Below are 18,420 nucleotides of genomic sequence, written 5' to 3'. Positions count from 1 at the left end.
TAGGTTTAGAGGCCCTCGATGATATCGAGCGCGGGACTGAAGTAATTAAACGTCTCCTCCTGCGTCGCTTCACTTCCATGGGCCAATAGCAAATTCTGCATTCGATCAGAGCTCAGGAATTCTACAAAGGCTCTCTGATTTTGCTCGGGGATCACGTTCCAAACATCGCTTCCAAGGTCGCCATTGCGTCGCAGATGGGACTGGTACGTCACAATAAATTCGGCGAGGCATCTTGTTGTGTGCGTCGAATGCAGGCTTAAGGCGCGCTTTATTTGGGCGACTGGATCTTCGCCAATCGCGAGAATGGATATGAGCCAGTCATCAAATTCAGGCGCAAACCCAGCATTGTCGCTTGCAGCCTGCTCAAAACCAAAGGCGAAGTAGCACCTGAGAGCCTCCCGTTCCCGCTCCGGCCATAGATGCCAGTCTGCGTAGATCAATTTGGTGGCTACAGCCCAAATCTCAATTCCTGCAACGCTTCCTTGCTCAGCAATAATTTCCAGAATTCGTGGCAGGTAGTGGCGAAAGTCTGTGTCGTTTCCGACAGTGTAGAGCGCAGATATCGCAAAAGGTCTGATTGCGCTCGCCGGAATCTCACGAAGTTTCCAAGCTACCAAATCATCATAGCTTTGTTGATCGTTCGCATTCTTTGCCGGTGAGCGGGCAATGTGGTTTGGAGCTGGATAGACTACAAAGGCTTCATAAAGCGACTCTACGACTTCATCCGCATCGAGCAGACCTGATGTCACCCCTCGCGCTCTTCCAGCCATTTTTCGAGCCATTTGATCGTGTAATCGCCGTTCAGCACGTCATTTTGGCGGAGCAATTCCTGGTGCAGTGGGATGTTGGTTTTGACCCCTTCGACCACCATTTCCTCCAGCGCGCGGCGCAGGCGCATGATGCAGCCTTCGCGGTCGCGGCCATAGACGATCAGCTTGGCGATCATGCTGTCGTAATAGGGTGGGATCGAATAGCCCGCATACAGGCCTGAGTCGACCCGCACATGCATCCCACCAGCCGGGTGGTAATGGGTCACTTTGCCCGGTGAAGGCGCGAAGTTGAACGGGTCTTCGGCATTGATCCTGCACTCGATTGCGTGGCCGCGAAATTCAAGATCTTCCTGCTTCACCGAAAGCGGCTTGCCAGCCGCAACGCGGATCTGTTCGCGCACAAGGTCAACGCCCGTAATCGCTTCGGTTACAGGGTGTTCGACCTGCAAGCGCGTGTTCATTTCGATGAAGTAGAACTCGCCGTTCTCCCACAGAAATTCGATCGTGCCAGCCCCGCGATAGGCCATGTCGCGCATCGCTTTGGAACAGACCTCGCCCATCTTCATGCGTTCATCATCGCTGATGACAGGGGAGGGCGCTTCTTCGAGGACTTTCTGGTGGCGGCGTTGCAGCGAACAATCACGCTCACCCAAATGGATCGCATTGCCTTTGCCATCGCCGAACACCTGAAATTCGATGTGGCGCGGATTGCCGAGATATTTCTCTATATAGACGGTCGCATCGCCAAAGGCGGCTTTGGCTTCGGAGCCTGCCTGCTGCATCAGCGTTTCGAGGCTGTCTTCGCTTTCGCACACTTTCATGCCGCGTCCACCGCCGCCGCTGGCAGCTTTGATGATCACGGGATAGCCGATTTCGGCCGCGATTTTCTTGCCTTCGACAGGGTCAGACACCGCGCCGTCTGATCCGGGGACCAGCGGCAGGCCTAGGTCGCCGGCGGTTTTCTTCGCTTGAACCTTATCGCCCATTGTGACGATATGCTCTGGCTTTGGTCCGATCCAGGCAAGGTCATGCGCTTCGACGATCTCGGCAAATTGAGCGTTTTCGGAAAGGAAACCGTAGCCCGGATGGATTGCATCCGCGCCGGAAACCTCGGCAGCGGAGATAATCGCGGCGTGGTTCAGATAGCTGTCCGTTGCCGCTGGTGGGCCGATACAAACGGCATGGTCCGCCAGCCGCACATGCATGGCATCGGCGTCAGCGGTGGAGTGCACCGCGACCGTTTCAATGCCCATTTCGTGCGCTGCGCGGTGGATGCGCAAAGCGATTTCGCCGCGATTGGCGATCAGGATGCGGGTGATCGACATGTCTGGACTACCCAATAACGACGAGCGGTTGGTCAAATTCAACCGGCTGCGCGTTTTCAATCAGGATCGCCTTGATCGTGCCCGCTTTATCAGCGGTGATCGGGTTCATCACCTTCATCGCTTCGACGATCAGCAGCGTGTCGCCTTCGGAAACGCTGTCGCCGACCTTGATGAAGTTTGGCGCGCTAGGCTCTGGCGCGAGATAGGCTGTGCCCACCATCGGTGATTTGAGCGCGTTGGCATCGTCAGCCGCAGGAGCGGCCTCTGGCGCGGGTGCCGCAGCGGGAGCAGCAGCAGGTGCTGGCTCAGGAGAACTGGGAAACCGACCGGTTAAAGCGGTGATTTGTGCAGGCGAAAGGCCGCCTGCACCGCCGCCTCCCATTTCGCGCGCGACGCGGATCTTGCGATCATCGTCTTCCACTTCGATTTCGGTAAGCCCAGTCTCGTTCAGCAGCTCTGCCAGCTCGCGAACAAGTGCGCTATCGATGTTCATGCCGGATTTTGATCCTGCACTTGGCTTCTTGGTAGCCATGCATGCCCCTTATATTGGTTTCGAGTGTGACTATTCACGCGAATTGCGGCTGGCAAGTGGCAATTGCCGCAAATTCCGCAAGATTAATTCGATGAACGCCTTTGCCTTGCGACCGCTATCAGACTTTGCCTGACGCTACGGCTTCCAAAGCGACCCGGTAACTGTCTGCCCCGTGCCCCTCGACAGTCATCGCCGCTGCCATGCCGACATAGGAAGTGTGGCGAAATGCCTCGCGCGTTTTGGGATCGGACAAGTGCACTTCGACAACCGGTGTGGTAATTGCCTTGATTGCATCGAGCAGCGCGATGGAGGTGTGAGTGTAGGCGGCAGCATTCAGCAAAACGGCGCGCGCGCCCTCGGCCTGCGCCTCATGCAGCCAATCGACCAGCATCCCTTCGTGATTGGTCTGGCGCATATCGATGGCAAGGCCCAGCTCCAGCGCATGGTCCTCCAGCATGCCAGCAATTTCATCGAGAGTTGTGGAGCCGTAAATCTCAGGCTCGCGCAGGCCCAACAGGTTGAGGTTGGGGCCGTTCAAGACGTAGACGGTGTTGGAGGTGCTATCAGGCATGCGCGCTCTTTTAGGGGGCACCCTGCGCGATGGCTAGACCTGTGAAACGGAGGCCGCCTCTAGAAAATTGACCACTGCTTTGCGCGTTTCCATCGATGCCGCCTCAAGCTCGGGCACTCGGTGGTTCAATTCCATCGGTGAAAGCGCGCCATCAATGCGCTTCATATTCCATTTGGGGAAAGTACGCTCTGCGATGTCCTGGCGCGAGGTCACCGTGATATTCGTGTGGCGCGGATCACGCGCAAGCTTTTGCAAAAGCGCGTCAACCTTATCCTCAGGCCCTTCGAGCAGCTGGAAGAACCGGTTTCCTGCATAGATGAGAAAGCCAGTGAGATCATTGGTGGGGTTGTTCGTCGACGAAACGGTGATGATGCGAAACACGTCGCCACTGCGCAGTGCCTCAGTCGCATCGCTGGTGTACACGATTTGGATCATTTCTAGCCCCTTTGATAAAGGTCGCTAGCCGCAAGTGGTTTCCGGCCTGTTAAGGAGGAACGCGCGAAATTGCGCACTACCGGTCGACGCCCTTCACTTTACCCCATTGGCGCGCGGCGGTGTAGCCGAGATAGCCGGTGCCAAATAGCATATAGAGTTCTTCAGGAAGGCCACCCAAATAGGTGTTCATGCCTTTGGCGATATCGCTGGCGGCACCGGGGTTAAGAGCGCTGAGCAGACCCATCGGCAATGCGGTGAGGATCAGCACATACATCACGTAAAGAAAGCTGGGGCGCGCACGGCTGGTCCATGGATCGGACGAATTCGCTTCTGCTACGATTGCACGCAGCCGCGTTTCGATCAGCTGCATTTCCTGAGACCCTTCGAGCTTCAGCAGCTCGAGCTGAGCTTTGGCGCGGGCTTCCTTGTCTGGGATGATCTTATCGAGGATTGAGGTGATTGGGCCGATTAGAGTTTCGAGAATTGCCATTGCGCGTGCCGCTCCTGTTTGCGAGTCGCAATGGGAATAACCAAAATGGTTCGTGTAGGAAAACGCGTTAGCCGTTGCCGCCTTGGTGACCCGCCTCAGCCAGCAGTCTTTCAGCCAGCGCAAGATGGGGACGGTCGAGCATATTGCCATCGAGTTGCACCGCGCCAGCACCCGGATTGTCGGCGAATGCTTGAACAATGGCGCGCGCATGATCGAGCTCCTGCGCGCTTGGCGTGAAGGCCGCGTTGATCGGCGCGATCTGTGCCGGGTGAATGGCGAGCATTCCGCGAAACCCTTTCGCGCGCACGCGGCGGGCGCGGGTTTCTAATGCCTCGAGGTCGCGGAATTCCGGCTGGACGGTTTCAATCGGGGCAACACCTGCTTTCACCGCGCCCAGCAGGCATAGGCTGCGCGCCATTTCAAACACATGCGTGTATTCGCCATCGGGACCGCGCTGTTCGCGTGCGCCCAATTCGCTCGAGAGGTCTTCCGCGCCCCAGCTCATTGCGACCAGACGCTTCTGCCCTTTTTGGGCGCTGTCGTAGGTGCCGGTGGTGAACATAGCCGCAGCGGTTTCTGTGACGAGAGCAGCGACTTTGATCGAGCCTGCGGGCAGCCCTGCTGCCTCTTCGCGCGCAGTCAGCATTTCATTGAGAGTTGCCACATCGTGCCCGCCTTCCGCTTTGGGCAGAAAGACTCCGCCCGGCGCGGCTGGCACAACCATGTCGAGGTCCGCTTCAGTCAGGCCACTCGAAAGTGGGTTCACCCGGACCCAGACGCGTGATTTTTCAGGCGCGCTCTCATTCGCTGCGGCGACCATTGACCGGGCATCAGCCTTACGATCAGGCACCACCGAATCTTCCAGATCGAGCAGCGCGATGTCGGCATCGCTGGCAATCGCCTTGCCCATCTTCTTCTCGCTATCGCCGGGTGCAAATAGCCAGCTGCGCATACGGGTGGTGGTCATGGAACGTCCTTAAAAAGCTGCTGCTGAGCCGAGTAGGACGCTTAGAACGATCCTTCAATGTCGAAGGAGTAGATCGTGCCAAAGCGTCTGCGGCGATCTTCGACGAGGTCGATCAATCCAGAGGCGCGATTGGCGAACAGGGTGCGTTCAAGACGGTCGTTTTGGTCAAGAAGATTGCCGACGCGGAAACGCGCGGTCAGGCCAAAGACATCCTTATGCTCGACAAAGACGCGGCCAAAACCGGGGCGATCAGTGCCTTGCCCAATTTCGGTTAGCCGCACATTGGGCCGTCTTTCGCCGAACCGATAGGCGGCGCCCACGGCCCAAGGCGTTCCACTGAAATCTTGGCGAAGCTCCGCTCGTACGCGGATGAAGTTAAAGCCGGAGATATCGCGGCTTTCGCCGGTCAGCGGATCATCAAGCTCGCTGTCCGCAAGGCGTAGGCTGCCATCAAACCGCAGGCCTTCGATACCAATCGGGTCGAACAGCAGCGTCAGTTCGCCTTCAACGCCCATCACGGTTGCGGAAGGAAGGTTGCCCGGCGCTTCACCACCGCCAGCGATAGGGATCTGGTCGACGATGTCGCTAAATTCTTCGTAAAACGCGCGGATATTCAGAGATCCAAGCTCGCTCAAGCTTTGCGTCGCTTCAAGCTCGTAAAACCAGCTTTGCGGGGGGACCAGATTGGCGTTGGTCACATTGACTTGGTTTTCATCGAGGTCTGTCGAGGCGATAAAGTCAAAGAAATTAAGCTGGCCAACGACCCGCTCAATCCGGCCAGACAGGTTCAGACTGTCATTGGCTTTCCAGTCAAACGCGGCAAAGCCCTGAGGCCGGACGAAGCTGCGCGTCAGCCCTTGCGCGCCGGTCTGGCTGATCTTTGAATATTCGCCGCCGACTGACAGCTGCAATTGCAGATTATTTGTGAGCGGCCTGCTGTAGGTTACCGTTGCCTCTGCGCGATCTTCGTCAACACGGGCGCTGGCTCCGTCAAATTCAACAGGCTCGAGCGCGCCTGTGGCACCGCGAACTTCCAATGCGGAATCAATCTCAAGGTAGTTTTTGACGCCTTCCGCTGCGAATTGCAGATCGCCGCCGAGCCCTTTGACGCTGTATTCCGCGCGCCCAATCGTTTCGCCTTCATCAGCGTCGCGGACAAAGCGCGATCCTTCGGCAACGCGGCCATCATCGAAGGTTGTAATGCTGGATGAGATGGTCGGGCTGTCTTCGTAGCGGTGATAGCCGATCAGCTTTAATCGGCCGGGCCCAAGCCCAAATGTGTAGTCTGCGCCAACCTCAATATTGAATTCATCTTCCTGGCTTTCAAACAGACGAAACCGGTCGGCTGGATCGATCGTGCCTGTGCGAAAAGATGTTTCGGTCTGGCGAAAGATGTTGGCCGCGACCTGACCATTGAGGTTGAGGATGTTGCCATTGTCCGCCGTGCGCGCGAACGAGCCGGAGAGGGTGGGGCGATCAGAATTGAAGTTCGATTGCTCATCGCGCAGGTCGATTAGCGCGCCAGTGCTGTCGAACACTTGCTCCAGCCCCTGATTGCCGCGTCGTCCGGAATCGTTTTCAAAGCTGAGCGTCCATTCGGTCTGCTCACCGCCGCCCGCAAGGCTGATTTGGCCATCGCCCCAGCGGAACGGAACGCCAAAGCTGCGCCACTCTGCCGAATACCGAAATTGCCCGGTGATACCGCCAGTGGAGCGGGTGATGACATTGAGCACTTGGCCCGAGAGCCCGCCAATATCGAGGCTTGCACCGTCCACCAGCTCCAACCGGACGACATCTTCAGTCGGGATGCGTTGGAGCGAGGCGACGGCTCCGTTTGACTTGCCCGAAATACGCTGGCCATTGATCAGAACATTGGTGTCGGCCTGTCCAAGCCCACGCGATCCATCACCATCGCGGATCGAAAAACCAGGGATTTGCTCTGCCATATCCAGCGCATTGCGCGGGGCAAATCGCGCGAAATCTTCAGGAGTAAAGGTGCGCCGCGTATTCGCTTCTGCAGACGCTTCGCCGGTTTGATCCAGCATAGCCGTTTCGGCGTTCTCCGCCGCCATTGCAGGTGCGGAAACTAGCGCGACAATGGCTGCGCCGCTCAACAGGGCTGCGGGGGAAAACAAGTGCTTCATAGAGCGGACGGAACGCGAGGGGTTCATGAAAGTTCCTTGCGCACGGCTAACATAAATTAACAGGCTCAAGGGACGAACAGCATTTCGCTATCGATAAAGAGCTTTGCTGCTTCGGACCAACTTGCAAAAAGCTCAACTGGTCGGGAAGGCGCAGAGCCAAACTGCTCGCCCCGCACTGGTTTGCAAAGCGGGATCGGTGCGGCCTCGCCTCGAAAAAGTCGGCATATGTATTGAGAAAAGTGCTCCACTGGTCGGGAAGACAGGATTCGAACCTGCGACCCCCACACCCCCAGTGTGATGCGCTACCAGGCTGCGCTACTTCCCGTATCCAGTGGAGGAGGCGCGCTATAAGCTTGGCGTGCTGGACATGCAAGCGGCTTGATCTGGCAAAGGGCAAGTGAGCAAGTGATGCAGCTCTGCACCACCTTTTCAGGTCACCAATTGCCGCCCGCTTGCATTGCTGCTAACCGCGCCCACTTACATGGGATAGTCCGGTATCTTCGGGGGAAGGGTGTGCTGATCAAACCAGCATTTCCATCTGTTTACAGCCGGGCAACCACGAACACGAATTTGCACGGGTTTTGAAACATGATGCTTGATATTCTAGCCGCTACAGCTGGTGCCGGTGAGGGTCCGAGCCCGCTGATTGGTACTGTTGTGCCGATCCTGGGTATGGTGGTGATCTTCTGGTTCCTGATTATCCGCCCGCAGATGAAGCGGCAGAAAGAACATCAGCAAAAGGTCGCTGGCCTTAAAAAGGGCGATCAGATCGTGACCCAAGGCGGTCTGGTCGGCAAGGTTATCAAGACCGATGACACTTATGTTGAAATTGAGCTGGCCAAAGACGTGCGCGTCAAAGCGGTCAAGCACACTATCGCCGATTTGATTGAGCCGGGCGGCAAGCCTGCAAACGACTAATTCCGGCACGGCACACCGCCAGCGCTGACAGTACACATTCACGAGACAGGACTTAGACAGAGCGCCAATGCTTGAAATTCCACTCTGGAAGAAGATTTCGCTTTGGGCACTGACCCTGGCATTTGCGGCGGCCTCTCTGCCTTCGCTGCTTGAGCCATTTATGGCCAGTGAAGAGCCTGTTGTTGCGCAAGTTGAGGGTGAAGAAGCTGATCCATTGGCTGAAGCGTCTTCGTCTGGCGATGATGAAGACGAAAGCTCGCTACCCCGCGTCAATCTGGGTCTGGACTTGGCAGGCGGATCACACCTCTTGCTTGAAGCCAACCCTGCGGATGTCGATGCGCAGCGCCTCGAAAATATGGAAGAGGCGGTAGAAGCCGCGCTTCGTCAGGCGACTCCGCAAATCGAAACCAGCGACATGTCGCGCGCCAATGGGCAGCTTGCTTTCCTGCTGGACAGCGTAGCCGATATTGACCGCGCACGCGGCGAGCTTGAGCCGATCATGATGGGCGATGGCCTTGTGCGTGAATGGGATCTGGAGGTCGTGGATGGCCAACGTATGGTCCTATCACCCACAGATCGCGGCAAGGCCGTTGCGCTGAACAACGCAATGGAAGCCGCCGTTGAGGTGATCCGCAAACGTATCGACTCGCTCGGTACGCGCGAGCCAACGATCATTCGCCAAGGCGAGAACCGCATCGTGGTGCAGGTTCCGGGCCTGGATGATCCGCAGCGTTTGAAAGAACAGCTCGAAGAAGTTGCGGTTCTCGAATTCAAGCTCGTCGATGAACAAAGCACCAATCGTCAGGCCGCACTGCCTGGTAGCCAGATGGTCCCCTATCCCGAAGGCGAAGCGGAAGGTGCTCCGCCACTGCTCGGCGTAAAGCGTTTGAACGGTATTCGCGGTGATCGCTTGATCGATGCCAATGCCGGAGTTGACCAGCGCACCAACGAAAACGTCGTCAACATTCAGTTCGACCAGCAAGGCGGTCAGCGCTTTGCGGATCTCAGTATTCAGAATGTCGACAAGCGTTTTGCGATCATCCTTGATGGTACTGTAATTTCCGCTCCTGTTTTCCGCGAACCGATCCTTGGTGGTCAGGCGCAGATTTCCGGCAGCTTTACCGCAGATAGCGCCGCGCAATTGGCGATCTCACTGCAATCAGGTGCACTGCCTGTGCCGCTGCAAGTGGTTGAAGAACGCTCCGTGTCCGCTGAGTTGGGCGAGCAATCGATCAATAGCGGTCTGCTGGCCATGATGATCGGCAGCCTTGCCGTGATCGCGCTGATGATCGCGACCTATGGGCGGTTTGGCGTTTATGCGACTATTGCGCTGGTCTTCAACGTGATGATCCTGCTGGGTGCGATGGCGATCGGTAACTTCACTCTTACGCTTCCTGGCATTGCAGGCTTTGTGCTGACAATCGGCGCGGCGGTGGACGCCAACGTGCTGATCAATGAGCGAATACGCGAGGAGCGAAAACGCGGGCGCAAAGTCATCACCGCGGTCGAAAACGGCTATAAAGAAGCCAGCCGCGCGATTTACGATGCGAACATCACCAACTTTATCGCAGGCGCTTTGCTGTTCTGGTTCGGCTCTGGCCCGGTCCGCGGATTTGCGGTTGTTCTGGTTATCGGTCTTGTCACCTCGGTCTTCACCGCGTTGACGCTGACCAAGATGTGGGTCTCGGGCTATCTCAGCGCGAACCGCCCCAAAGACATCACGATTTAAGGGAGCGAGACACATGAAACTGCTTAAACTCGTACCCCAAGACACCAACATCAAATTCCTTAAGTTTCGCGTGCCGTTCTTCATCTTCAGCATCCTGCTGATGATTGCGAGCTGGGCGCTGGTTGCGGTCAATGGCCTGAACCTCGGTATTGATTTTGCCGGTGGTCAGAAGATCGAAATGACCTTCGAAGATCAGCAGCAGGCCCCTGTGGGTGAGCTGCGAGAGTTGGTCGAAGGATTGGGCTACGGAACGCCATTGGTGCAGGAATTTGGCGCGCCCAACGTCGTTTCCATCCGCGTGCCACTGCCGCCTGACGCAGAGGAAAGCGGCGGAGCCAACGAAATTGGCGAGGCGGTAATCGCCGCTGTGCAAGGCGAATATGAGAACGTGCGCACCGACGGGAACGAAACCGTTTCTGGCAAGGTCGCAGAGGAATTCAGCCGCGATGCGGGCTTTGCCTTGCTCGCTGCGATGATCATGGTCGCGCTGTACATCTGGATCCGATTTGAGTGGCAATTTGGCGTGGGCGCTTTGTTTGCCTTGTTCCACGACGTGTCGGTCACATTGGGCATGTTTGCGCTGTTCCAGCTCGAATTTAGCTTGCAGATCATCGCCGCTATTCTGGCGATTATCGGATACTCGCTGAACGATACGATCGTTGTTTATGACCGCATCCGCGAGAACCTGAAAAAGTACCGCAAGATGCCTCTGCCAGAGTTGCTTGATCTGTCGGTGAATGAGACTTTGGCGCGTACCGTCATGACGTCATTGACGCTGCTGGTTGCGCTGCTGCCGCTGCTGTTCTTTGGCCCGCCAAACCTGTTTGGTCTGGTCGCCGCGATCACCGCTGGCCTGTTTATCGGCACCTATTCGAGCGTCTATCTCGCATCACCACTGCTGATCTGGATGAAGGTCACATCGGACAGCTTCATCCCGAAAGAGACGGAAGCGGACAAGCAAGAGAAGAAAGTGCTCGAAGCGCAAAAGCTCAAGCCGGAAATGTAATGGCGCGGGGGCTACGGCCTCTTCGCCAACACATCCTCGTAATGCGCGGCCAGTTCCAGCGCATTGGTTTCCCAGCTGAACTTCTCCGCCATCGCAGCGACCGCTTGGCGCATGGGCGGATTGTTGAGCACATCGTTTACGCCGGCTGCCACCGCTTCAGGCGTGCGCTCAACCAGTCGCCCGGCGGTGTTGTTGGTTATGATCTCACGCGCGCCGCCGACATCACAGGTGACCACGGGCGTTCCGCAGGCAAGCGCCTCGACCCAGGCATTGGCGAGCCCTTCATTGCTGGTTGGCAGAACCATCGCATCTGAAGCTGACAGGATCAGCGGCAGCATGTCATGGTCTAGCGAGCCTGCAAAGTGCACCCGGTCCGCAACGCCCAGATCGCGGGCGAGGTCACGCAAATGCGCTTCGTCATCGCCGTTGCCCACCAGGACCAGCCGTGCGCCTTCAATGGCGGCCAACGCGCCGATGGCAATATCGTGACCTTTGCGTTCAATCAGCGCACCTACACAGGTGAGCAACGGCGCGTTGTCCGGCAAAACAAAGCCCAATTCACGGCTGATCTGTGCGCGCAATTGGGTGTGCTCGAGCGGGCGGAAACGGTCCCGGTCCAGCCCGGTATAATGCACTCTGATTTTGGAGCGCGGCATTCCCAGTTGACCCATCTCATCGGCAAGCGCTCCGCATACCGCCAGCAGGCCGTTGGCCGCCTGCGCTGCTTCCAGCATCTGCTCACGCGCAAAGTCGAGACCACCCCAATAGGTGATGTCGCTGCCCCGCGCCTTTAGCGAGACCGGCAGCCCCATTTTCTGCGCGACCCAAGCAGCTGCAGGGCCATCGGGGAAGAAGAATTGCGCGTCCACTATGTCGATGGGGGTTTCAGCATGGATACGCTGGACAAGCGGCAGAACCGCCTTTGCAATGGCTGAGGCGTTGCGGCGCGCGCCTACTGTCGGGATGAGGGTGAAACGCGGGCGATAGACGGTGACGCCTGCTTCCTCGGCAACCTCGTCCAGCTGCGACAATGCCCGGTAACGGCCCAGAGCGATCGGTGGCACCCCGATGGGATTGACGACGCTAACCCGCCAATCATCATGCACTTTGCCCCGCTTCGCCAGCGCCTCCATAGAGCGCGCAACAAAGGTCCCAAATCGCGGGTTCACCGCGTTGGGATAGAGCGTGCTCAAGACCAGAACATGCTTCATCAGCCTATGTTTCGCACCGTTTCACTTGGGGGGGCGGCTCCTTGGGTTTGATATTGGGGTTAGGGGCAGTTGGTTAAAGCGGTTTGTCGCGTGTTTGGTTAAGCGGCGTTACCTAAAGCGGGCGCACCAGCATGATGGCGACCGCGATCCAGGGCGGGTTGTCGATAACCTGCTGCTTATTGCCTGCGCGTGAAGGCAGGATGCCCACCAGTGTGCCCTTGCTGTCGATCAAGCGGCCAAAGGTGAACCTGCCGCCAGGGCGCGGAACCAGGCAATCTCTATTTATAGCATGGTTTGCATTGTCGGGAGATATCTGCCGCAGCCACACCATATCGCCGGGGCGGTACTCGCCGACGGAGGCGGTGACTTCGAGCACAATCAGCGGCGCATCGCCGTCTTGCTCGGCAATTTCGGTGGGCAGGATCGCCTCTCGCGGGGAGGAAAGCGCTTCGGGTTCTGTCAAACCAAGCTGCGCGACGATCTGCGCGCGCGCCTGTTGTTCAGAGCGAACCAGAATCTCGGGATCGACGCCTAGCGCGGTGCCAATGCGGTCCATCCACTTGGTCGAAAGATTGCGCATGCCCGTCTCAAGCCGCCCTATCGTCTGTGCAGTGGTGGGGGGATCGCAGGCCTCGGCTAGATCAGCCAGCGTCAGCCCCTTGGCCTTTCGAATTTCACGGATGCGATTTATCACAGTCCCACTCCCCTTTCAGAAAACGAACCAAATTGGTTTTTCCGCTTTCCTACAGATAACCATGTTTGGCAAGTGTCTTGTCAAGCGGGCAAATGAGCCATGCCAGAAGGGACCAAACATGAAACGCAAATTGGTAGAGCGCGAACTGACATCTGAGGGCCCACGCCTTGATGTTGGCCCAAAGGGCAAGCGTCGCACGATCACGGTCAATGTGGGCGAATCTCCGATTGCGTGGCTGCATTCGCGCGGGCACCTTGATCAGCGCCTGTTCGATGCAGGCGAAGCTCTTCGCGGCGACTATGAGCGCGCGCAGCTTTCACCCAACGTGACAATGCATTGGGACCCTGTTCGCGCGAGATCGACAGGCGAGGTCGGCCTCTCCCCCACCGAAAAACAGATCGCTGCCAAACGCCGTTTTGACAGCGCGCTAAAGGCCGCTGGCAAGGGATTAGAGGACGTGCTGTGGCGCGTCGTATGCGCAGGCGAGGGATTGCCCGATGCGGAAAAGACGCTGGGCTGGCCCGCGCGCAGCGGCAAATTGGTGCTGAAATTGGCGCTGGACCGGGTGGCGGATTTCTATCGGATCACGTGATTCCTACCATCAGCCCCGCTACACCGAGTGATGCGGCGGGGCTTTTGGATGCTTTGCGCTCACTCCTCCATTGCGGGGTAGAAGAAGCGTTCTTCCGCGATCTTGCCGTCTTTCACGGTGTAAACCGCGGTTTCCGATGATTGGCTGCGTTCGCCCATCATGGTCACGTCCATCGAGTATTTCACAGCAAATTGCTCACCCACGACGAATGGGCCTTCCATGCTGAAATCGTGCATTTCAGCGTTTTCGTTCCACCATGCATGCTTTTCGAGCAATTGTTCGCGGCCTTGCACGCGCGCCATTGGGCCATCGCCCGGTTCCATGCTGACAATGTCGTCTGACCACATTGATTGGTAATCCGCCTCGCGATCTTCTTTGACCGCATTGAAGAAGTTTTGGGCAGTTTGTTCGATTGACATATTGGTTCTCCTCACAGTCCAGGGGAAGGGCTTACTGCCCAATTATGTCAGCAACACGTCGTTTTAGCGCGGGCAGAATTTCCGCTTCGAACCATGGTTGTTTGGCCATCCACATCCGCACGCGCCACGCCGGGTGGGGAAGAGGTAGGTAGGGCGTAAATTCCGCGCCGCGCGCCACCCGGTCCGTCATCGAAAGTTTGCGTGTCTCTGGCAGATAATGGCCTTGCGCATAGGCTCCCACCAGCAGCGTCAGTCGATCATTGGGTAGCACATCCAGCATCCGATCATGCCATTGCGGCGCGCACTCTTTGCGCGGCGGGGCATCGCCACCCTTTGCTTTGCCCGGATAGCAAAAGCCCATCGGCATGAGAGCGAGGATATTGGGGTCGTAGAATTGTTCCTTGGAAAGGCCCAGCCAATCGCGCAGCCGGTCTCCGCTGTCATCGTCCCACGGCACCCCGCTTGCGTGAACTTTGGTGCCGGGCGCTTGGCCGATGATCAGGATGCGAGACTTTGCGGAGAATTGTACGACGGGGCGAGGCCCGAGCGGCAAATGCTCTTCGCAAAGGGTGCAGGCTTTGATTTGCGTGTGGAGAGCCTCAGCCGCCCCATTTGCCGCAGGGTCGCTCACCCTTCGACCTGTTCGGCAAGCTCCAACCAGCGTTCCTCAGCCGCATCTTTCTCAGCGCGCGCGTTTTCGATGCCCTTGGATATGGTCGCAAAACGCGCCGGGTCGGAAGCGTAGAGGTCGGGATCGGCAAGGATGTTCTCGCCTTTGGTAATCGCGGCTTCCAGTTCCTCAATGCGTGCTGGCAGCTGCTCGTAATCGCGCTGATCTTTGTAGGAGAGCTTGTCCGATTTGGGCGGGGGCGGAGCGGATGTTTCGGCGGGTTGTGAGCGAGCCGTTTTTTGCTTCGAGACAATCGGCTGGCGGCGCTTCGCCTCCCAATCGGCGTATCCGCCTGCGACAATGTCGACCTTGCCTGACCCATCTAGGCCTAGCGTCACTGTGACCGTTTTATCGAGGAAGTCACGGTCGTGGCTGACGATCAGAACGGTGCCATCAAAATCCGCGATCACTTCCTGCAACAGATCGAGCGTTTCGAGGTCGAGATCGTTGGTCGGCTCATCCAGTACGAGCAGGTTTGCCGTGCGAGCAAATTCGCGGGCAAGCAACAGGCGCGAGCGCTCGCCGCCGGACAGGATGCCAACTTTCGTGTCGACCAGTTTGGGATCGAACAGAAAGTCTTTGAGGTAGGCCTGCACGTGCTTGCGTGCTCCGCGAACATCAATCCAATCGCCGCCCTCGGCCAGAATATCGCGCACGCTCGCATTGGGTTCGAGCAGACGGCGCTGTTGGTCGATCATCACGCCGGACAGTGTTCGAGCGTGTTGGACGCTGCCTGTATCCGGCTCCAGCTCTTTGGTGAGCATTTTGAGCAAGGTCGTCTTGCCTGCGCCGTTTGCGCCCACCAGACCAATCCGGTCGCCATTTTGGATGCGCAGGGAAAATGGCTTGATGATCGCGCGATCGTCGTAGGTTTTGGAGATGTCTTCCGCGACAATCACGGACTTCGATTTGAACTCTTCATCATTGGCAAGCTTAAGCTTCGCCGCCGAGCTGTCTGAAATCATCGCCGCGCGGGTCGCACGCATTTGATAGAGTTTTTCGAGCCGTCCCTGATTGCGCTTTCGCCGGGCGGTGACGCCGCGTTCCAGCCAATGCGCCTCCAGCTTCAGCTTTGCATCGAGCTTTTCCGCCGCGCGCGCTTCTTCGGCATAGACGCTTTCTTCCCACGCTTCATAGCCGCCAAAGCCGACTTCCTTGCGTCGCAAAGTGCCCCGGTCGAGCCACAAGGTCGCGCGGGTGAGGCGCTTCAAGAATGTCCGGTCATGGCTGATCGTGATGAATGCGCCTTTATACCGGCTGAGCCAATCCTCCAGCCAGTCAATTGCGCTCAAATCCAGATGGTTCGTCGGCTCATCCAGCAGCAGCAGGTCAGGGTCTTGTGCGAGTGCGCGGGCGAGGGCTGCGCGGCGTTTTTCGCCTCCGCTGGCGCTGGCCGCATCGGTTTGCATTTCAATGCCGAGTTGGCCTGCGATGCTTTCAACCTCGTGACGCTCTGGCGCATCGTCACCATGCAACGCAAAGTCCATCAGCGTATCGAACGGTGAATAGTCCGGCTCCTGCTCCAAGAACACGATCCGGGTGTTGGGCTTTACCCGCCGCTCGCCCCTGTCTGCTTCGATCCGATCGTCGATCAGCTTGAGCAGAGTTGTCTTGCCCGCGCCATTGCGCCCGATCAGCGCAAGCCGATCACCCGGCAGAATATGCAGGTCAATCGGCTCTGCTCCCTGACCCGGCTGAGGTCCGCCAAAAAGCCAGCGCGCGCCTTGTTGCAGGGAAAGGCCTTCCCAGGAGAGGATGGGTGGTTGTGCCATGAAGCGGGGGACTTAGGGGCTTGCATCCAAGCTAACAACCCGGTTCAGTGCGCCTACAGGCTTTGACCCGCATATCGCTGGTCTCAAGGAGGAACCACCCATGATCCGTCACATGCTTTTGCCACTGGCCGCCGCCGCATTCATTCTGCCCGCAAGTGCCCATGCCACTCAGGTGGAGATTGAGGCCGAAGGACCAGTCATTGAGCTTTCGATCTATGAAAGTGTGACCGGAGCGCCTGATATCGTGACGATTGGCGCCGGGGTGACGACCGAAGCGCGCACTGCGGTTGAAGCGATGCGGCAGAATGCAGCGGAAATGACAGCGGTGATCGCGCGTATTCGTGCGCTTGGCGTCGACGAAGATGACATTCAGACCACCGGGATCAGTCTCAACGCGCGTTACGATTACAACCGCAGTTCGCAGCAGCAAATCTTTCGCGGCTATCAGGTGTCAAACCGAGTCACTGTGAAATTGCGCGAGATTGGCGTGACGGGCGAATTGCTCGATGCGCTGGTATCGGCAGGCGCTACCAATCTGTCGGGCCCCACATTCAGCATTGAAAACGAAGACGAAGCCAAGGATTTGGCGCGCGAACGGGCGGTGGAACGCGCGCAGCAGCGCGCAGAAGCCTATGCCCGGATGTCGGGTTTTGACGGGGTTCGCGTCCTTTCAATCAGCGAAGTGATCCGCGGCAGCGGCCCTGTCCCGCAAGTGCAAGCCCGCGCAATGGTAGCTGAAGCTGCGCCTGTATCCACTCCCGTTCAACCCGGGCAAGTCTCCACCGGAGTCAACATTTCCATCAAGTATGAGATGGTCAGCGATGAGTCAGAGTGATCGGGGACGCCTAAGAACCATGTGGCGCGAAACATCTGGATACTTGCCTGAACAATCCGAAAGATCATCATTCAGAACTTGTTCAACGGCTTCGAACTATTCATGACAGCACGATGACACGCAAACACACCCTCTTGAGCGCTCTGGGCGCGGCGACTTTGCTGGTTGGCCTTGGCACCGGCTCAGCCTCTGCGCTGGTGCTGGAGGGTGCGAGCGCGCAGGATCAGCGCGATGATCAGGGTGATGCGCGCCGTCAGATGCGCGAAGGCAACCAGCTTTCGCTGCGCCAGATTGAACGGCGCATCCTGCCGCAAATGCGCGGGAGCGAGTATCTCGGCCCGTCCTATGACAGCACTGCGCGCGCCTATCGCCTGAAGTTCATTCGCGATGGCCGGGTGACCTATATCGACGTCGATGCCCGCTCGGGCCGCGTCATCAATCGGTCAAACTGAGCGCGAAATTCCCCAGTAAGATGCACTGCACAGTGGACGAGCATGGGCAAGCCGCGAGCGCTTGCTTGACGCGAGAGGCGCAAACGCGCAGGCATTCCTTTGCAAACTCAATCGGAAATGGTGGACCATGCGGATCCTGATTGTCGAAGACGAACCCACACTTGGCCAACAATTGAAATCCACGCTGGAGCAGACCGGCTATGCTGTTGATCTGTCGACCGATGGCGAGGATGGACATTTTCTTGGCAGCACAGAGGATTACGACGCCTGTATCCTCGACCTTGGCTTGCCAGAAATTGACGGCCTGTCCGTGCTGGGCATGTGGCGCAAAGAGGGACGTGATTTCCCCGTTCTGGTGCTGACCGCGCGAGATAGCTGGTCGGATAAGGTCGCTGGACTTGATGCTGGCGCTGATGATTATTTGGCTAAGCCTTTCCAGACCGAAGAGCTGATCGCTCGCCTTCGCGCGCTTATTCGCCGTGCTTCGGGTAATACCTCATCTGAACTGACCGCGGGCAATGTCCGGCTGGACACGCGTTCTGGCCGCGTGACGCTGGATGGTGAGCCGGTGAAGCTGACCGCGCAGGAATACAAGCTGCTGTCCTATCTGATGCATCACAAGGGCAAGGTTGTCAGTCGTACTGAGTTAATCGAGCACATTTATGATCAGGACTTTGACCGCGATTCGAACACGATCGAGGTCTTTGTCACTCGCATTCGTAAGAAACTCGGCAGTGAGGTAATCACAACGATCCGTGGCCTCGGTTACAGCCTCGACGACCCAGCAGACGCGCCAAGGGCGTGATGTGACGCAGTCTGACGCCGCCTTGCAAAGCGGGGCGGTGGCGGCTGCGCCCGGTGATACGGGCGACGACGCAGATACGTCAT

Annotated in this window: 20 protein-coding genes and 1 tRNA gene; 7 read left to right on the top strand and 14 right to left on the bottom strand. The window is 57.8% G+C overall.

What is annotated here, in order from left to right; translation table 11 throughout:
* Positions 1-5: 5 nt before the first annotated feature.
* The 9 genes from AC0V6N_RS07845 to AC0V6N_RS07805 form a co-directional block, all read right to left on the bottom strand.
* Complete coding sequence (locus tag AC0V6N_RS07845; RefSeq protein ID WP_486171016.1) at positions 6-749, bottom strand: hypothetical protein; 744 nt, start codon at positions 747-749, stop codon at positions 6-8.
* Positions 746-2,095, bottom strand: coding sequence for an acetyl-CoA carboxylase biotin carboxylase subunit (gene accC / locus AC0V6N_RS07840; RefSeq protein ID WP_486171015.1), 1,350 nt, complete (start codon positions 2,093-2,095; stop codon positions 746-748). Before accC ends, AC0V6N_RS07845 begins: the two co-directional genes overlap by 4 nt.
* Before the next feature lie 7 nt (positions 2,096-2,102).
* Positions 2,103-2,588: an acetyl-CoA carboxylase biotin carboxyl carrier protein gene (gene accB / locus AC0V6N_RS07835; RefSeq protein ID WP_486172448.1), complete on the bottom strand. Its 486-nt coding sequence runs from the start codon at positions 2,586-2,588 to the stop codon at positions 2,103-2,105.
* A gap of 157 nt (positions 2,589-2,745) precedes the next feature.
* Positions 2,746-3,198 (bottom strand): type II 3-dehydroquinate dehydratase, encoded by a 453-nt coding sequence (locus AC0V6N_RS07830; RefSeq protein WP_486171014.1) that lies wholly within the window; start codon positions 3,196-3,198, stop codon positions 2,746-2,748.
* A 33-nt stretch (positions 3,199-3,231) separates the two neighbouring features.
* A complete protein-coding gene (locus AC0V6N_RS07825) occupies positions 3,232-3,633 on the bottom strand; it encodes a BLUF domain-containing protein (protein WP_486171013.1) in 402 nt (133 codons plus the stop codon).
* 76 nt (positions 3,634-3,709) lie between these two features.
* Complete coding sequence (locus AC0V6N_RS07820; protein WP_486171012.1) at positions 3,710-4,123, bottom strand: holin family protein; 414 nt, start codon at positions 4,121-4,123, stop codon at positions 3,710-3,712.
* A 67-nt stretch (positions 4,124-4,190) separates the two neighbouring features.
* A complete protein-coding gene (locus AC0V6N_RS07815) occupies positions 4,191-5,090 on the bottom strand; it encodes an HpcH/HpaI aldolase/citrate lyase family protein (protein ID WP_486171011.1) in 900 nt (299 codons plus the stop codon).
* A gap of 41 nt (positions 5,091-5,131) precedes the next feature.
* Positions 5,132-7,261: a TonB-dependent receptor plug domain-containing protein gene (locus AC0V6N_RS07810; RefSeq protein ID WP_486171010.1), complete on the bottom strand. Its 2,130-nt coding sequence runs from the start codon at positions 7,259-7,261 to the stop codon at positions 5,132-5,134.
* Between the two features lie 221 nt (positions 7,262-7,482).
* Positions 7,483-7,559 (bottom strand) — tRNA-Pro (locus tag AC0V6N_RS07805).
* A 266-nt stretch (positions 7,560-7,825) separates the two neighbouring features.
* Between AC0V6N_RS07805 and yajC the strand changes: the two genes are divergently transcribed.
* From yajC to secF, 3 genes are all read left to right on the top strand, one after another.
* The gene (gene yajC / locus AC0V6N_RS07800) at positions 7,826-8,152 is read left to right on the top strand and encodes a preprotein translocase subunit YajC (RefSeq protein WP_486172447.1); all 327 of its coding nucleotides are present in this window, start codon (positions 7,826-7,828) and stop codon (positions 8,150-8,152) included.
* A 67-nt stretch (positions 8,153-8,219) separates the two neighbouring features.
* Positions 8,220-9,881 carry a protein translocase subunit SecD gene (gene secD, locus AC0V6N_RS07795; RefSeq protein ID WP_486171009.1) on the top strand — a complete coding sequence of 554 codons (1,662 nt, stop codon included), beginning with the start codon at positions 8,220-8,222 and terminating at the stop codon, positions 9,879-9,881.
* Positions 9,882-9,894: 13 nt separating this feature from the next.
* Positions 9,895-10,887 carry a protein translocase subunit SecF gene (gene secF, locus AC0V6N_RS07790; RefSeq protein WP_486171008.1) on the top strand — a complete coding sequence of 331 codons (993 nt, stop codon included), beginning with the start codon at positions 9,895-9,897 and terminating at the stop codon, positions 10,885-10,887.
* Between the two features lie 11 nt (positions 10,888-10,898).
* Here the strand turns inward: secF and AC0V6N_RS07785 are convergent, their stop codons facing one another.
* Complete coding sequence (locus AC0V6N_RS07785) at positions 10,899-12,098, bottom strand: glycosyltransferase (protein WP_486171007.1); 1,200 nt, start codon at positions 12,096-12,098, stop codon at positions 10,899-10,901.
* Positions 12,099-12,210: 112 nt separating this feature from the next.
* Entirely contained in the window at positions 12,211-12,792 is a 582-nt protein-coding gene (locus AC0V6N_RS07780; RefSeq protein WP_486171006.1) for a helix-turn-helix domain-containing protein, read from the bottom strand.
* A gap of 118 nt (positions 12,793-12,910) precedes the next feature.
* Between AC0V6N_RS07780 and AC0V6N_RS07775 the strand changes: the two genes are divergently transcribed.
* A complete protein-coding gene (locus tag AC0V6N_RS07775; RefSeq protein ID WP_486171005.1) occupies positions 12,911-13,384 on the top strand; it encodes a DUF6456 domain-containing protein in 474 nt (157 codons plus the stop codon).
* 59 nt (positions 13,385-13,443) lie between these two features.
* Here the strand turns inward: AC0V6N_RS07775 and AC0V6N_RS07770 are convergent, their stop codons facing one another.
* Genes AC0V6N_RS07770 through AC0V6N_RS07760 form a run of 3 tightly spaced genes read right to left on the bottom strand, consistent with a single transcriptional unit; the run spans position 13,444 to position 16,245 of the window.
* Positions 13,444-13,803 carry a SnoaL-like domain-containing protein gene (locus AC0V6N_RS07770; protein WP_486171004.1) on the bottom strand — a complete coding sequence of 120 codons (360 nt, stop codon included), beginning with the start codon at positions 13,801-13,803 and terminating at the stop codon, positions 13,444-13,446.
* Between the two features lie 31 nt (positions 13,804-13,834).
* Positions 13,835-14,434 (bottom strand): uracil-DNA glycosylase family protein, encoded by a 600-nt coding sequence (locus AC0V6N_RS07765; protein ID WP_486171003.1) that lies wholly within the window; start codon positions 14,432-14,434, stop codon positions 13,835-13,837.
* The gene (locus AC0V6N_RS07760) at positions 14,431-16,245 is read right to left on the bottom strand and encodes an ABC-F family ATP-binding cassette domain-containing protein (protein WP_486171002.1); all 1,815 of its coding nucleotides are present in this window, start codon (positions 16,243-16,245) and stop codon (positions 14,431-14,433) included. Before AC0V6N_RS07760 ends, AC0V6N_RS07765 begins: the two co-directional genes overlap by 4 nt.
* A gap of 100 nt (positions 16,246-16,345) precedes the next feature.
* Between AC0V6N_RS07760 and AC0V6N_RS07755 the strand changes: the two genes are divergently transcribed.
* The 3 genes from AC0V6N_RS07755 (at position 16,346) to AC0V6N_RS07745 (ending at position 18,337) form a co-directional block, all read left to right on the top strand.
* Positions 16,346-17,080, top strand: a complete 735-nt coding sequence (locus tag AC0V6N_RS07755) for an SIMPL domain-containing protein (protein ID WP_486171001.1) — start codon at positions 16,346-16,348, stop codon at positions 17,078-17,080.
* A 113-nt stretch (positions 17,081-17,193) separates the two neighbouring features.
* Entirely contained in the window at positions 17,194-17,532 is a 339-nt protein-coding gene (locus AC0V6N_RS07750; RefSeq protein ID WP_486171000.1) for a PepSY domain-containing protein, read from the top strand.
* Between the two features lie 127 nt (positions 17,533-17,659).
* The gene (locus AC0V6N_RS07745; RefSeq protein WP_486170999.1) at positions 17,660-18,337 is read left to right on the top strand and encodes a response regulator transcription factor; all 678 of its coding nucleotides are present in this window, start codon (positions 17,660-17,662) and stop codon (positions 18,335-18,337) included.
* Positions 18,338-18,420 lie beyond the last annotated feature (83 nt).

This window comes from Erythrobacter sp. S57(2025) (assembly GCF_057365055.1).
Note: the sequence above shows the minus strand (reverse complement) of the source record. Positions and strands in the feature narration are given on the sequence as shown.